This is a genomic window from Streptomyces sp. NPDC001406, assembly GCF_042895285.1.
Taxonomy (GTDB): domain Bacteria; phylum Actinomycetota; class Actinomycetes; order Streptomycetales; family Streptomycetaceae; genus Streptomyces.
This window is the reverse complement of sequence record NZ_JBIAWG010000012.1, coordinates 309878-324187: the sequence shown is the minus strand read 5'-3', so window position 1 is coordinate 324187 and position 14310 is coordinate 309878. Positions and strand designations below refer to the sequence as shown.

The 14310-nt window shown below is 72.6% G+C and carries 13 protein-coding genes; 7 read left to right on the top strand and 6 right to left on the bottom strand.

Annotated elements, in window-relative coordinates; genetic code table 11:
* Positions 1–34: 34 nt before the first annotated feature.
* Positions 35–769, top strand: coding sequence for a GAF and ANTAR domain-containing protein (locus ACFY1J_RS29220; protein WP_390732267.1), 735 nt, complete (start codon positions 35–37; stop codon positions 767–769).
* Positions 770–777: 8 nt separating this feature from the next.
* On the opposite strand, the gene ACFY1J_RS29215 is transcribed toward ACFY1J_RS29220, so the two are convergent.
* Positions 778–1554, bottom strand: a complete 777-nt coding sequence (locus ACFY1J_RS29215; protein WP_390732266.1) for a hypothetical protein — start codon at positions 1552–1554, stop codon at positions 778–780.
* Positions 1555–1866: 312 nt separating this feature from the next.
* On the opposite strand from ACFY1J_RS29215, the gene thrS reads away from it, so the two are divergent.
* Together thrS and ACFY1J_RS29205 are read left to right on the top strand one after the other, a co-directional pair.
* Positions 1867–3081 (top strand): threonine--tRNA ligase, encoded by a 1215-nt coding sequence (thrS, locus tag ACFY1J_RS29210; protein ID WP_390732265.1) that lies wholly within the window; start codon positions 1867–1869, stop codon positions 3079–3081.
* 60 nt (positions 3082–3141) lie between these two features.
* Positions 3142–4110 (top strand): nucleoside hydrolase, encoded by a 969-nt coding sequence (locus ACFY1J_RS29205; RefSeq protein ID WP_390708227.1) that lies wholly within the window; start codon positions 3142–3144, stop codon positions 4108–4110.
* Between the two features lie 7 nt (positions 4111–4117).
* Here ACFY1J_RS29205 and ACFY1J_RS29200 read toward each other — a convergent pair whose 3' ends face one another.
* On the bottom strand, positions 4118–4354 hold the full coding sequence (locus ACFY1J_RS29200; protein WP_390708226.1) for a hypothetical protein: 237 nt from the start codon (positions 4352–4354) through the stop codon (positions 4118–4120).
* Positions 4355–4417: 63 nt separating this feature from the next.
* On the bottom strand, positions 4418–5338 hold the full coding sequence (locus ACFY1J_RS29195; RefSeq protein WP_390732264.1) for an LAETG motif-containing sortase-dependent surface protein: 921 nt from the start codon (positions 5336–5338) through the stop codon (positions 4418–4420).
* Between the two features lie 280 nt (positions 5339–5618).
* Here ACFY1J_RS29195 and ACFY1J_RS29190 point away from each other — a divergent pair, with 280 nt between their 5' ends.
* A complete protein-coding gene (locus tag ACFY1J_RS29190; protein ID WP_390732263.1) occupies positions 5619–7268 on the top strand; it encodes a glycoside hydrolase family 13 protein in 1650 nt (549 codons plus the stop codon).
* On the opposite strand, the gene ACFY1J_RS29185 is transcribed toward ACFY1J_RS29190, so the two are convergent.
* Complete coding sequence (locus tag ACFY1J_RS29185) at positions 7265–8017, bottom strand: DUF4142 domain-containing protein (RefSeq protein WP_390708544.1); 753 nt, start codon at positions 8015–8017, stop codon at positions 7265–7267. The two genes, ACFY1J_RS29190 and ACFY1J_RS29185, sit on opposite strands and share 4 nt — an antisense overlap.
* Positions 8018–8219: 202 nt before the next feature.
* On the opposite strand from ACFY1J_RS29185, the gene ACFY1J_RS29180 reads away from it, so the two are divergent.
* Positions 8220–8906, top strand: coding sequence for a DUF6445 family protein (locus ACFY1J_RS29180; RefSeq protein WP_390708223.1), 687 nt, complete (start codon positions 8220–8222; stop codon positions 8904–8906).
* A gap of 42 nt (positions 8907–8948) precedes the next feature.
* On the opposite strand, the gene ACFY1J_RS29175 is transcribed toward ACFY1J_RS29180, so the two are convergent.
* Positions 8949–9464 carry a hypothetical protein gene (locus ACFY1J_RS29175; RefSeq protein WP_390708543.1) on the bottom strand — a complete coding sequence of 172 codons (516 nt, stop codon included), beginning with the start codon at positions 9462–9464 and terminating at the stop codon, positions 8949–8951.
* Positions 9465–9726: 262 nt separating this feature from the next.
* Here ACFY1J_RS29175 and ACFY1J_RS29170 point away from each other — a divergent pair, with 262 nt between their 5' ends.
* Together ACFY1J_RS29170 and ACFY1J_RS29165 are read left to right on the top strand one after the other, a co-directional pair.
* Positions 9727–10101 (top strand): SHOCT domain-containing protein, encoded by a 375-nt coding sequence (locus ACFY1J_RS29170; RefSeq protein ID WP_390708542.1) that lies wholly within the window; start codon positions 9727–9729, stop codon positions 10099–10101.
* 7 nt (positions 10102–10108) lie between these two features.
* Complete coding sequence (locus ACFY1J_RS29165; protein ID WP_390732262.1) at positions 10109–11422, top strand: diacylglycerol/lipid kinase family protein; 1314 nt, start codon at positions 10109–10111, stop codon at positions 11420–11422.
* 156 nt (positions 11423–11578) lie between these two features.
* On the opposite strand, the gene ACFY1J_RS29160 is transcribed toward ACFY1J_RS29165, so the two are convergent.
* On the bottom strand, positions 11579–14308 hold the full coding sequence (locus ACFY1J_RS29160; RefSeq protein WP_390732261.1) for a cation-translocating P-type ATPase: 2730 nt from the start codon (positions 14306–14308) through the stop codon (positions 11579–11581).
* Positions 14309–14310 lie beyond the last annotated feature (2 nt).

Sequence of the window (14310 nt, the reverse complement as noted above, 5' to 3'; positions counted from 1 at the left end):
AGCGTCGCCCGCCCGGGCTCGTCGGGCTGTGCCGATGCTGAAGGAGGCGGTGCATGTGCAGCGGGTCGACGAGGCGATCGTCGAACGGCTGCGGGGCACGGCGCCCTGGGCCGCGCCCGGGCGGGTGTGCGCCCTGGCGGTGGAACTGCTGCCGGTCACCGGCGCGAGCGTGTCGCTGTGCGTCGGCGGGCTGCCCCTCCGGATCGGGGCCAGCGACGAGGCGGCGGCGGGCATGGCCGAGCTGCAGACCACGCTGGGCGACGGCCCGTGCCTGTATGCCGCCGGGATCGCCGCGCCGGTACTCGCCCCCGACCTCACGGCCGTCCCGGCCGTGCTGCGCTGGCCGGTCTTCGCCCATCAGGCGACGGCCGCCGGGGTACGGGCGGTCACGTCGATACCGCTGGGCGTGGAGCCGGTCTGCGTGGGCACCCTCGACCTGTACGGCGCCGAACCCGGCGGTCTGGACGGCGGCGATCTGCACACCGCGCTGGTTCTGGCGGGCGTCCTGACCTCCGCCCTCGTTGCCCTGCCCCGCGCGCAGGAGGGTGCGGAGGAGGGCGCCGACCCGCCCGGCGGGGGCGGGCTGAGCGGTCTGACGGCGGACCACGACCAGATCCACCGGGCCGTCGGCATGGTCATGGCCCAACTACGGGTCCCCGCGGACGAGGCGCTCGACCGGCTGCGCGGATACGCGTTCGCGCGCGGCCGTACGGTGCTCGACGTGGCGCACGACCTGGTCGGGCACCGCGGGAGCCTGTACGCCGACTGAGCGCCGGGTCAGGCCTGCGCGCGTCCCTGTTCCCGGACCTGGGCGAGACGCCGGCTGCCGAGTTCGAGGGCCTGGGCGACGGCATCGGAGGGCGGGGTGCCCAAAGAGCCCTCGGTGAGGACGATCGCGTCGTCGCCGACGCGCGCGACCGCGACGTCCACGGTGAGGGTGACGGCCTCGCCCTCGTCGTCGACGGTCTGCCCGGTCAGCGTCACCCGCAGACCCTGCCGGTCGTCCCCGACCTGCGGCAGCCGGGCCTCGTAGACCTGGACGGTCTGGGGCCCCGCGCCGGTGGTGGCCGCCGAGAACTGCGCGCACGTCTGCGGCAGCGTCCTCAGCCAGGCCAGCGCGCGGTCCACGTCGGCCCGGCGGTCGCCGGCCACCTGGTAGCGCAGCTGGGCCTGGTCGTCACCGTCGTCGAGGGCCGTCACGGCGTACGCCCCCGCCGACTGGCCGAGCAACTCGTCGGCGTACAGGGCGTCGAGCAACTGCTGGCACTGCGGGGCCGTGGTGGCCGCCTTCAGCAGCGTGTCCCGCCAGGTGGCGGCCCCCTGGGTCGGCCCCCACGGCACCCCCAGATCCGCCTCCGTGATCAGGGCCGACCTCGCCTGGGCCGCCGTGAGCGCGGGGCCGGCGGACGGGGAGAGCTGTCCGGCGGCGGAGGCGGCGGGGGCCGCCCGCCGGGCCGCCTTCTCCGGCTGGCCTGCCAGACAGCCGGAGGCCGTGACCAGCACACCGACGGCGAACACGGAGGCGGCGAGGCGACGGGCCGGGCGGACGGACATGGCGGGGCCTCCTGAGCGTGCCGGGGACCGGGTACGTGTGTGATCTCACGGCACCACCCCTCGGCCCCGGCCACCAGCGCGACGAGCCGTCCGGGTGAGGCGAGGCGGCCGGTGCGGAAAACCGATCGACCGTGCGTCCGCGCCCTGTTAGCTTCGGCCCATGCAGCGCGCCCTGTCGTACCCCTTCCGCACGACGACGCCGGAGAGTGTCCCGGCGCGCTGACAGCTGACCCAGTCCGAAGCCCCGGGGCGAGTGCCCCGGGGCTTTGCCGTGCTCACGGGGTGTTCGCCTCCCGCACCGAGGAGACCACCGTGCACGACCACCGCCGGCTCGGCCGAGAGCTCGACCTGTTCGACACCGACCCGCTGATGGGCGCCGGGCTGCCCTACTGGCTGCCCGACGGCGCCGTCGTACGCCACACCCTGGAGGAGTACGTCCGGGACGCGGAACGCGCGGCCGGGTACCGGCACGTGTACTCGCCCGTGCTCGGGAAACGGGAGCTGTACGAGATCTCCGGGCACTGGGACCACTACAGCGACGACATGTTCCCGCCGATGGAGCTGGGCTCCGAGCAGGTCGTCCTGCGCCCCAGCCTGTGCCCCCACCACGCCCTGATCTACCGCTCCCGCTCCCACAGCTACCGCGAACTGCCCCTGCGCATCGCCGAGCTGGGCGGCATGTACCGCTCCGAGTTGTCCGGCGTGCTCGGCGGGCTCACCCGGGTCCGCGCGATCCAGCTCAACGACGCGCACATCTTCTGCACCCTGGACCAGGCGGTCCAGGAGGCCCGCGCCGCTCTGGAGCTGATCGCCCGCGCCTACGCCGACCTCGGCATCCGCGCCGCCCGGTACCGTCTCTCCCTCCCGGGCGAGGGCGGCAAGTACGTCGCCGACCCGGCACTGTGGCAGCGGGCCACCGCGCTGCTGAAGGAGGTCCTGGCCGAGTCCGGCGTGGACTACGAGGAGGCGGAGGGCGAGGCCGCCTTCTACGGCCCCAAGATCGACGTGCAGATCGCCGACCCCGCGGGCCGTGAGTCCACCCTCTCCACCGTCCAGATCGACTTCCACCAGCCCGAGCGCTTCGACCTGCACTACATCGGTCCCGACGGGGCGAAGCACCGGCCGGTGATGGTGCACCGCAGCGTCATCGGCAGCGTCGAGCGGGCCGTCGCGCACCTCGTAGAGGAGCACGGCGGGGCCTTCCCGGCCTGGCTGGCGCCCGTGCAGCTGGTGGTGCTGCCGGTCGCGGACGAGCAGTACGCGCGCGCCGAGGCCTTGGTGCGGGAAGCCGTCGCGCGGGGGCTGCGGGCCGAGCTCGCCGCTCCCGGGCAGGGCAGCCTCGGCGCCCGGATCCGGGCGGCGCGCCTGGTCCCGTACCAGGCCGTGATCGGCGCGCGCGAGGCCGACGGCAACGCGGCGGCCCTGCGGCTGCGGGACGGCCGCCGCCCGGGAACCCTGCCCGTCGCCGAGCTCCTGGACCGGATCGCCGCCCGGGTCGGGGCCCGCGGGACCGCGCTGTGGGACTGAACCCCGCATAGGGTCGGGGCGAGGGAAGAGGCACGAGGGACCAGAGAAGGAGCCCCCGCCGTGACCGACCGGACGACCATCCCCGTGATCATCGACTGCGACACCGGCGTCGACGACGCCCTGGCCCTGCTGTTCGCCGTCCGCCACCCCGGCCTGGACCTGCGCGCCGTCACCTGTGTCGCAGGGAACACGAACGTGGACGGGGTGGTCCGCAACACCCTGACCGTGCTGGAGCAGGCGGGCGCCGATGACGTCCCCGTCGCCCGCGGGGCCGCGCGGCCGCTGATCGAACCGGCCCGCTCGGCCCGGCATGTGCACGGGGAGGACGGGATGGGCGACCTCGGGCTGCCCGCGCCCACCCGTGCCCCGGCCGACGTGGACGCGGTGACCCTGCTGCGCCGCGAGATCCTCGGCTCGCCGCGCCCGGTGACCCTGATCCCGACCGCGCCCCTGACGAACATCGCGCTGCTCCTGCGCACCCACCCGGAGGTGACCGGCAACATCGAGCGGATCGTGTTCATGGGCGGCGCGGTGGCCACCGGGAACGCCACGCCGGTCGCCGAGTTCAACGTCTGGCACGACCCGGAGGCGGCCGCGATCCTGCTCACCGCGGGGGTGCCGATCACCATGTACGGGCTCGACGTGTTCACCCGGGTCGTGGTCCCGGGCGCCGAGGTGCGGCGGCTGCGGGCGAGCGCGGAACCGGGCACCCGGCTCGCCGGTGAGCTGCTGGCCCACCGCCCCTCCGCCCCCGACCCGGACGGCGACGACCCGGCGGGCGGGCTCGGTGACGCGGGCGCCGTGTGCGCGGTCGCCGACCCGGCCGGCATCGCCACCCGCCCGCTGCCGGTCGAGGTCTCCCTCGCCCCCGGCCCGACCCGCGGCCAGACGATCGTCGACCGCCGGCCGCGCCCCGGGGAGTCCGAGATCCACCACGGCGTTCGCGAACAGCCCCTGGTGGACGTGGCGTTGGACGTGGACGTGGAGCGCTATGTGAAGCTCTACCTGGAGACGGTGGAGCGGGCCTAGCGGACGGTCACACCTCGCCGCCGAAGAACACCTGCACCTCCCGGACGAGGCCGCCCCGCACCGTGATCGCCTCGACGTTGCGGTGCCGGGCGCCGCTCTTCAGCTCGTACTCGTAGTAGACGAAGACCAGTTCGTCGTCGGCCGGGGTGACCCGCAGCAGCCGCTGTTCCCTGAGCCGGCCGGCCGTCGGGAAGCACCGGTCGAAGAACGCGGCCTCGACGACGTCTTTCGCACTGCCGGTCATAGGGCCACCGTACGGCCGAACGCCCCGGAGCGGGGGTCTCCGGGGCGTCGTTTCGGGGGTGGTTCAGGAGCGGGCCGTGCGGCGGCGCTTCGTTGCGAAGACGATTGCGGCGCCGCCCGCGAGGAGCACCGCTGCACTGCCCGCGATGATGCCGCTGGAACTGCCGCCACCGGTCTTCGCGAGGTCACCGCCGCCGCCGTTCGGCGTGGGGGCCGGGGCGGGGGCCGACTCGGAGGCGCTCGGGGCGGGGGGCTGGGTCGACGGGGTGTCCGTCGCGGGCGGTGTCGACTCCTCGGCCGGGGTCGAGGGCTGTCCGGACTCCGGGGCGGACGGGGTGGGGGTGGCCGGGGGCTGCGACTCGGTCGTCGTGCAGTCCTTGGTGCCGCCGTTCCAGGCCGCGATCAGCTTGTCCTTGATGACCGGGTGGTCCGGGCCCGTGGGCAGATCGCCGTGCTCGAAGCCGTCGTTCGCGTCCGCCTTGCCGTCGAACTTCACCGCGCCGCGGTACAGGTCGATCTGGGCGAAGCAGCCCGCGTCCGGCACCGCGATGTCGAGGGAGTCGGTCTGGCCGGGCTTGACCGTCACCGAGTCGAAGTCCACGAAGACCTGCTCGCCGGAGGTGGCGAAGGAGGAGCCGTGGGCGAGATAGGAGGCCAGCGACGCGGTGCAGGTGGTGGCGTTACCGGCGGCGCGGACCTTGATGTGGACCTTGCCGTCCTCGGTGGGCTTCAGGTTCTGGTCGTCGACCTTGACCGAGTCGTAGAAGGCGCTGCCGTCGAGCGAGAACTCGCAGCGGTCGGTGCCTGTCTCCGTGCCCGCGCCCGTGCCGGGCCGGTAGGTGCCGCCGGACTTCCAGCCGTCACCGCCGGGCGTGCCCTGGGCCCAGGCGCCGGATGCGGCGGCGACGGAGGCCGCGCAGAGGGCGAGCGACGCGGCGCCCGTCCCCAGCAGGCGGCGCGCGGTGACACGTCTGGCTATGGACATACGTATCCCATCTCAGGAGCTCGAAGAGAGCGGCAAGGAAACACCGGCCCCATTGGTCACATGCGGCACAGCGTGAGCACATGGTGGTTCCCGCGGTTTAAACCTGTCAACCTGCGCCGATGCAGGGGGAGTTGGTGTCGTCGTCACAACTCCGCCGCATCGGGAATGATCCGCTCCGGCAGGCACGAAGGTTCGCTTTCCCGGCAATGTGGACAGTCTCCTCTCGTCCTTCTCTCGCTTCTCTCGTCCTTCTCTCGCCGTCCTTCCGGAAGGAGCCCGAGTGACCGACCTTTCCCCCAGGAACCCCGACTGGTGGCGGCAGGCCGTCATCTACCAGGTCTATCCACGCAGCTTCGCCGACGCGGACGGCGACGGGCTGGGCGACATCAAGGGCGTCACCCAGCGCCTGAACCACCTGGCCGCCCTCGGCGTCGACGCCCTGTGGCTCAGCCCCTTCTACCCCTCCGAACTCGCCGACGGCGGCTACGACGTCGCCGACCACCGCGACGTGGACCCGCGCCTGGGCACCCTGGACGACTTCGACGCCATGGTCGCCGAGGCCCACCGCCTGGGCCTCAAGGTGATCGTCGACCTCGTCCCCAACCACACCTCGCATCTGCACCCCTGGTTCCAGGAGGCCCTGCGCGCGGGCCCCGGCTCCCCGGCCCGCGACCGCTACGTCTTCCGCCCCGGCCGCGGCACGCACGGCGAACTCCCGCCCACCGACTGGCAGTCGGTCTTCGGCGGCAGCGCCTGGCGCCGAGTTGCCGACGGCGACTGGTACCTCCACCTCTTCGCCCCCGAACAGCCCGACCTCGACTGGGACAACGAGGAGGTCCGCGCCGACTTCCGCACCACCCTGCGCTTCTGGTGCGACCGGGGCGTCGACGGCTTCCGCGTCGACGTGGCGCACGGTCTGGCCAAGGACCTCACCGACCCGCTGCGGGACGTCGGCGACGTGGGCGCGACGGGCGAGGAGGCCCTGGACCGGGTGGCGCCCGGCACGCACCCGTACTGGGACCGCGACGAGGTCCACGAGATCTACCGGGACTGGCGCAAGGTCCTCGACGCCTACTCCCCGCCCCGCACGGCGGTCGCCGAGGCCTGGGTCCCGGACGCCCGGCGCGCGCTGTACGCCCGGCCGGACGAACTGGGCCAGGCCTTCAACTTCGAGTATCTGCAGACGGGCTGGGACGCGGACGCGCTGCGCGAGGCGATCGGCGCCTCACTGGCCACGGCCCGCACCGCCGGGGCCTGCGCCACCTGGGTCCTGTCCAACCACGACGTGGTGCGCCACGCCTCCTGGCTGATCCTGCCGCCCGGCACGGACGAGAACGCCTGGCTGCTCTCCGGCGGCCAGGCACCGCGGACCGACGAGGCGGCGGGCCTGCGCCGGGCCCGGGCGGCGACGCTGCTCATGCTGGCGCTGCCCGGATCCTCGTACCTCTACCAGGGCGAGGAACTGGGCCTGCCCGAGGTGGCGGACCTGCCCGCCCCCGTTCTCCAGGACCCCGTCTGGGAGCAGACGGGCCGCGTCCGCAAGGGCCGGGACGGCTGCCGGGTGCCGCTGCCGTGGACCAGGACCGGGCCGTCGTACGGCTTCGGGCCGGGCGGGGCCTGGCTGCCGCAGCCGGCGTCCTTCTCGTCGTACGCCGTGCAGGCGCAGTCCGGTACGGAGGGCTCGACCCTGGAGCTCTACCGCACGGCCCTGCGCCTGCGCCGGAAGCTTCAGGAGGGCGAGACGCTGACCTGGGCGCCCGAGGCTGCCGCCGGGGTCCTGGACTTCACCCGTACGGAGGCCTGGCGCTGTGTCACCAATCTGTCCGCCGCGCCGGTCCCGCTCCCGCCCGGGGAGGTGCTGCTGACCAGCGCGCCCCTGCGCGAGGGGCGGCTGGACCCGGACACGACGGTCTGGCTGGGCGTCGGCTAGCGCACCGTGGGGCTGGGACTGGGGGTGGCGCCGCCGGCACCGGCACCGCCGCCACCGGCGAGACCGTCGATGTCCACCGGGGTGGAGGTGGCGTTCGGCGGCGGGGTGAGCACGACCTGCGGCTGCCCGGCGGGCGGGGGCGGCGGCGTGAGGTCGGAGTCGGGCAGCTTCGGCGGGGTGGTCTGCTGGAAGACGGTCTGGTCGAAGTCGACCAGGCCGGTCTTCTCCATCACCGTGATGTGGTCGAGCACGGTGTCGTTGGCCTGGTCGGCCAGGGCGCGCACGAGCGTGTTCTTGGTGGTGGACCGGATCTTCGCCACGGTGTTGAAGATCGAACCGTGCGTCATCCGCAGGATGTTGGCGAAGTCGGAGTCGAACTTCTTGCCGCTCTCGGACTTCAGCTGGGTGACGAAGCCCTCCTGCTGCGGACTCGCGATGTTGGGCAGCGTGATGTTCAGCATGGGCGCGATCTTGCGGCAGGTGGCGTCCAGCGCGGCATGCCCGTCGACCAGGTGCTGGCTCGCGGTGATGACCGCCTTCGTGGTGCCCTTCTGCAGCCCGATCTGACCGACCGGGTACTCCCACAGACCGGCCGCGCGCACCTTGACCACGAAGTCCCGGTCGCCCTCGGTCAACGGCCCCCACTGCGTCTGGGCGATGACGAGGTCCGGCGAACTGGAGACCTTGCTCACCCCCAGCATGCTCGGGTAGAGGAGCGCCCCCAGGGTCAGGCTCAGGGCACCGCCCACGAAGAGAGTTCCCGTCGCGTTCCGCGAAAAGCGCACCGTGCCTCCTGCCGGTCGTGGATCCCCATCAGCAGTACGGATCACGAAGGGCCGGGAGTCTTTTGATTTGGCAAAAACTCTGCCCGGGTGTGAACCGGCCCCGGTTGACGGAATGTTGACCCTCTTGCGGGAGAGTCCTGGTGAACCCCCGCCCTAGATTCGCCGCATGCCCCCACAACCTCCCCCGAGAGTTCCCGCCTCTCTTCCCGTCCTGCCCTATCGCAAGCCCACCAAGGGCCGTGACTACTGGGTGCTGGACGACGTGCTGCCCGATGTGGACGCCGTGCGGGAGCGGTGTCTCGGCAAGGACGACTGGGTCAAGGGGTATCCGTACACATCGGAGACCTGGCCGGGACTGCGCACCATGCCCGGGCTCGAACCCGCCGAACTGGGCCGGGTGGAGCGGCTGGTGAAGAAGGCCACCGGCGCCAAGGAACTGTGGGTGCAGCAGGCGCCCGGCGGCGGGACCCTCAACCACAATTGCGTGCAGGTGGTGGGCGAGGGCGAGAGCGAGCCCCGGCCGCACACCGACTCGCGTGCGCTGTGCCGGTATGCCGCCGTGCTGTATCTCAACCCCGGTGTGCCCAAGGACTGCGGGACCAGTTTCTACCGGCAGTCGATGCCCGGCGGACGCCTCGGCGGCAACGTCGTCCAGGCCCCGCACAACAACCTCGTCGAGGCCCTGGGGACGCGGTTCGTCGCGCCCGACGCGTTCGAGGAGGACGTACGGGTTCCGCACAAGTACAACCGGCTGCTCCTCTACAACGCCAACCTCGTGCACAGCGCGACCGGTTACTCCGGCAGGACGCTGGAGGAGAAGCGGATGACCGCCGTCTTCTTCTGGATGGCCTGAGCGGATGGCTTGAGCGGATGGCCTGATCCGGGTCGGGGGCCGTCAGTAGCGCAGGGCCGTCCCCACCTCCGCCTTCACCTCGCCCGAGAGATTGTGCGTGCTGCGGGCCGTCCCCGTCCCGGTCTTGCCCGCCGCCACGTCCGTGATGGTGACGACCATCGTGTCGAGGAGGTTGCCGCCCGTGTCCTTGAAACTGACCTGGACGGCGAAGGACTTGGCGGAGTCCGCCGTGTTGTTCGCCGTGACCTCCACCGTGGTGCGGCCGTCGGAGGCGGTGGCGGGCGTGCCGAGCTTCACCTCGTCCTTGGCGTTGACACCGTTCTTCACCTCGGCGAGCCGCCGCCGGGCCTCCGCGGACGCCGACGCGACCACGTCCTGGCCCTTCGAGGCGAGCGAGGACGCGGCCGACGCCGCCTTGCTGACGGCGGCCGACGCCGCCTTGCTCGCGGTGGACGACGCGTTGCCGTTGTCGGAGCAGCCGCTCAGTGCCGTACCCAACGCCGCCGCCAGCACCAGCGCCGCACCCGTTCGATAACCCGCCATCACGTACGCCTCCATCGGTGTCACTCGGCCAGGCTGTCCCTCCCAGTCAAGATCCGGATCGGCGCCGCCGCATGTCGACGTCAGCCGTACGGCGCAATGCCCGCTGCCCCGTCCTCACCCGGTTCGGGTGAGGCCATGACGCACCTGCCGTGCGCAGGCTGAGGGCAGCAGACAGCCGCGGCCGGGTGACAGCCCGGGGCGGCGGGAAACCCGGAGGGAAGACGTGGACACGGTGTACCTCGCGTACGACTATCCGCTGCTGAGCGCGTTCTGGACGATGCTGTGGTTCGTCCTGCTGGTGATGTGGTTCGTCCTGCTCTTCAAGGTGATCGTGGACGTGTTCCGGGACGACTCCCTGAGCGGCTGGGCGAAGGCGGGCTGGCTGGTGTTCGCCATCGCGCTGCCCTTCCTCGGCGTCCTGGTCTATGTCGTCGCCCGCGGCAAGGGCATGGGTCAGCGCGAACTCGCCGAGGCGCGCAAGCGGCAGGAGGCCTTCGACTCGTACGTCCGTGAGACGACGGCCTTGCAGAGCCGGCCCAGCAGCTCGGACGAGCTCGCCAAGCTGTCCGAACTGCGCAACCACGGTGACATCACGGAGGACGAGTTCCGCCGGGCCAAGGAAATGGTGCTGAGCGGCCGTTCCCCGAGATGAAACGAACGTGAGCGGCGGCCGGAACACCGGATGGGCTCGGCTGGCCCTGCTCGCCCTGGCGGCCGGCGTACTGGTTCCGCTGCTGGCGGCCGGGCTGAAGAGCGTGCTGTGGGCGCTGGCCGGCCTCGCGGGGCTGGCCCTCACCGCCGCCGGGCTGTGGTGGGCCCTCGCGCACACCGGCGTCGTACGGGCCGCGGGGATGCTGCTGGCGGTGGCCGCCCCGCTCGCGGTCCTGGCCCTGTTCGCCGCGCACGGGCTGATCTGGGAGGCCTCCCTGTCCCTGGGCCTGTGGATACTCGCGGTCACGGCCGCGCGGATCGCCCTGACGCCCTCGGGAGCGGCCTGCGGGCGCCACCGTGACACGGGCCCCGCCGAGCCGCCGCGCCATGCGTGGCTCCTGATGAACCCGAACGCCGGCGGCGGCAAGGTGGCCCGCTTCCATCTGGCCGAGCGGGCCCGGGCGGCGGGCTCCCGGGTCGTCCTGCTGGACCCCTCGCTCCACCCGGACGTGGCGGAGCTGGCCCGGCGCGCGGTGGCGGATGGCGCGGACCTGCTGGGCGTGGCCGGCGGGGACGGCACACAGGCCCTGGTGGCGGAGGTCGCGGCCGACCACGACCTGCCCTTCGTGGTGATTCCGGCCGGTACCCGCAACCACTTCGCCCTCGACCTCGGCCTCGACCGCGAGGATCCGGCCGCCTCCCTGGAGGCGCTGACCGACGGCGAGGAACTCCGGGTCGACCTCGGGTTCGCCGCCGACCGGGTGTTCGTCAACAACGCCTCCTTCGGCACGTACGCCGCCGTGGTGGGCGAGCCCGCCTACCGGAACCGGAAACTGCGCACGGTCCTGCGCACCCTGCCCGACCTCCTCACCGGCGACGAGGCGCCCCGGCTCGGAATGCGGTCGGGAAAGCGGCACCTCGACGGCCTGCAGGCGCTGCTCGTCAGCAACAACCCCTACCGGCGCGTCGCCGACGCCTCCCGCCCGGGCCGCAGGGAGTCCCTGGACTCCGGGCTGCTGGGCGTGGTGTGCGTACGGATCGGCAGTACGGCTCAGGCGGCACGGCTGGTGGGCGGCGCGCGCTCGCCGGGCCTGACGCGACTGACCGCGAGGGAGGTGGTGGTCGAGGCGACGACCCCCACCGTCCCGGTCGGCGTGGACGGGGAGCACACCATGCTGCCCGCACCCGTCGTGTGCCGGATCGTCCCCGGGGCGCTGCGAGTACGGGTACCGCGCCGCCGCCCCGGCGCCCCGGCAAGCAGACCGACGGCCGACTGGCGCCGGGTGCTACGGCTGGCGCTGCGAGCGGGGTGTCGTGCATGAGCGGGGAGCGGGGAGTGGTCGCCGAGGGAGGTGGTGGTCGAGGTGGCCGTGCCCACGGTTCCGGCCGGTGTTGACGGGGAGCGCCGGCTGGCGGCGGTCCTGCGGTCGGCGCTGCGAGCGGGGTGCCGTGCCTGAGTGGGGAGTGGGGAGTGGCGCCTATGCCGGTGTGGTGGTCCTGCCGACGCGCCTGGCCATGAGCTTGCCCAGTTCCCACAGGATCAGCAGTGCCAGCGGGGGTATCAGGGCCCAGCCGAACTGCCGTGCGGTGATCTGGGTCGTCCCGAGGAGCCGCTGGAAGCCGTCCATCTGCGTGACCAGCACCGCGAGCGCGAGTTCCACGAGCATGGCCCAGTTCATCTGTTTGCTGTCGAAGCTCGCGGTGGTCAGGACGGTCTCCGTCTCGCTGCGGCACTCCAGCGCGGCCACGATCAGACAGAGCGCGAAGGAGGTGAACGCGATCGACTGGCCGACGGCGGTGCTGCCGTAGTGCGACTCGCCCAGCTTGATCAGGGCCAGCAGACCGATCGTGATCACCAGCCCGGACAGCCCGACCGTGATCATCACGCCCCTGGTCAGCACGGGCTCGCCGCGCGGCCGCGGCCGGCGCTCCATGAGCCCCGGGCTCTGCCGGTCGAAGCCGAGCGCGAAGCCGAAGGCGGCGTTGACGAAGAAGTGGATCCACAGCACCTGGGCCGGGGAGAAGGGTTCACCCGCCGCGATGTCGAACAGGGTCGCGCCGAGGAACGTCAGCACGAACACGACCAGGAGCACCAGGACGAAGCGGATGTACTTGGTGAGGTTGTCGTAGATCTTGCGGCCCTGCTCCACCGCGAAGACGATCGTGGCGAAGTTGTCGTCGGCCAGCACCATCCGCCCGGCGTTCTTGGCCACCTCGGTTCCGGAGCCCATGGCGATGCCGATGTCGGCCGCCTTGATGGCCGGGGCGTCGTTGACGCCGTCCCCGGTCATGGCCACCACGTCGCCCTTCTTCTTGAGCGTGTCGGCGAGCAGCACCTTGTGCTCGGGCGCGACCCGGCCGACCACCCCGATCCCGTCGATCCGGGCGAGCCGCTCGCTCTCCGGCAGCGCGGCGAAGTCGGCGCCCAGCACGGCCTCGCCCTCGATGCCCAGTTGTCGCGCGATGGCGGCACCCGTCACGACGTCGTCCCCGGTCACCATCCGTACCCGGATGTGTGCCGACTGCGCGTCGGCCACCGCGGCCCGCGACTCCTTGCGGGGCGGGTCGACCATGCCGACCAGGCTCGTCATCTGCAGGTCCGTGACATGGGCGAGCAGGTCGCCGTCGGGATCGAAGGCGTCGGGGTCGAGGTCGCGGCGCGCGGCGGCCATCACCCGCAGGCCCTCGCCGCCCATGCGCTCGACATGCGTCTGCGCCCGCTGCCGCAGCTCCTCGTCCCAGGGGACGCTCGTACCGTCCCGCAGCGCGGTGGCGGCCCGGGCCATGACCGCGGGCGCCGCCCCCTTCACGAAGCACCGCACGACCGGACGGCCCGCCGCGTCCATGGCCGAGTGGAAGGTGGCCATCAGCTTGTACGAGGGGTCGAACGGCAGCGTGGCCAGCCGGGGCAGCCGCGCCCGGGTGGCGTCGATGTCCAGCCCGGCCTTGTGCCCGAGCACCAGCAGGGCGCCCTCGGTGGGGTCGCCGACCACCGCGCCGTCCACCAGCCCCGCGTCGCTGGCCAGCACATACGGCAGGATCGCGTCCTCCAGGCCCGGGTTGCTGCCGACGGCGTGGTGGATCCTGCCCTCCAGGCCGTACCCGGTGCCGGAGACGGTGTAGCGGTCGCCGGGGTCGAGGACCTCGACGACCGTCATCTGGTTCATGGTGAGGGTGCCGGTCTTGTCGGAGTTGATGGCCGAGGTGAACCCCAGCGACTGCACCGACGGCAGGTCCTTCACGATCGCCTGACGCTCGGCCAGGTCGACCCCGCCGATCGACAGGATGGTCTGGGTCACCGTGGGCAGGGCCTCCGGAATGGCGGCGATGGCCAGCGAGACGGCGCTCACGAAGAGCGCGTCCCACGCCTCGCCGCGGCCGCGCCCCAGGACGAACATCACGATCATCGTCAGCCCGGCCGCCCCCGTGATCCACAGGGTGAGCCGGTTGAGCTCCCGGTCCAGCGGCGAGGCCTCGCGGGGCGTCGCCGACAGCATCCCGGAGATACGGCCGAGTTCGGTGCCGGCGCCGGTGTCCGTGACGATCACCGTCGCGCTGCCGTGCGTGACCGGCGTGTTCATGAACGCCATGTTCGTGCGGTCGCCCGGTGCCAGATCGCCGCCGGCCAGGGTCGACGGGTCCTTGGCGACCGGCACGCTCTCGCCCGTCAGCGCCGACTCGTCGATCTGCAGGGCGCTGGCCGCGACGATCCGGCCGTCGGCGGGGACCTCGTCCCCCGCGGCGAGGAGCACGACGTCGCCGACGACGACCTCCTCGGCCGGGATCTCCGATTCCGCCGCGTCCCTGCGCACCCGGGCGGTCGCCTGCAGCATCGACTTGAGCGCGTTCATGGCGCTCTCGGCCTTGCCCTCCTGCCGCATGCCGACGACCGCGTTGAGGACCGTCAGCACGAGCAGCAGGATGCCCGTGTTCCACTCCGCGATCAGGAAGGACACCACGGCGGCGGCGACCAGGACCAGCTGCATGTAGCTGCGGTACTGGGCCAGATAGCGGCGCCAGCCCGGCACGGGTTTCTCCTCCGGGAGCGCGTTCGGGCCGTTCTGCGCCAGGAGTTCGGCCGCCCGCGCCGAGGACAGTCCCACGGCCGGATCCACCCCGAACGCGGCGGCGACCTCCTGTGGCGGGCGCGCGTACCACGCCCGGTCCTGCGTCGCCCCTTCGTGCGGGGCATCCGTCTGCGCGGTCATGG

Coding starts and splice junctions, on each gene's coding strand:
- ACFY1J_RS29220 (WP_390732267.1), top strand. CDS start 35: ATGCTGAAGGAGGCGGTGCATGTGCAGCGGGTCGACGAGGCGATCGTC.
- ACFY1J_RS29215 (WP_390732266.1), bottom strand. CDS start 1,554: ATGTCCGTCCGCCCGGCCCGTCGCCTCGCCGCCTCCGTGTTCGCCGTC.
- ACFY1J_RS29200 (WP_390708226.1), bottom strand. CDS start 4,354: ATGACCGGCAGTGCGAAAGACGTCGTCGAGGCCGCGTTCTTCGACCGG.
- ACFY1J_RS29195 (WP_390732264.1), bottom strand. CDS start 5,338: ATGTCCATAGCCAGACGTGTCACCGCGCGCCGCCTGCTGGGGACGGGC.
- ACFY1J_RS29180 (WP_390708223.1), top strand. CDS start 8,220: ATGCCCCCACAACCTCCCCCGAGAGTTCCCGCCTCTCTTCCCGTCCTG.
- ACFY1J_RS29175 (WP_390708543.1), bottom strand. CDS start 9,464: ATGGAGGCGTACGTGATGGCGGGTTATCGAACGGGTGCGGCGCTGGTG.
- ACFY1J_RS29170 (WP_390708542.1), top strand. CDS start 9,727: ATGCTGTGGTTCGTCCTGCTGGTGATGTGGTTCGTCCTGCTCTTCAAG.
- ACFY1J_RS29160 (WP_390732261.1), bottom strand. CDS start 14,308: ATGACCGCGCAGACGGATGCCCCGCACGAAGGGGCGACGCAGGACCGG.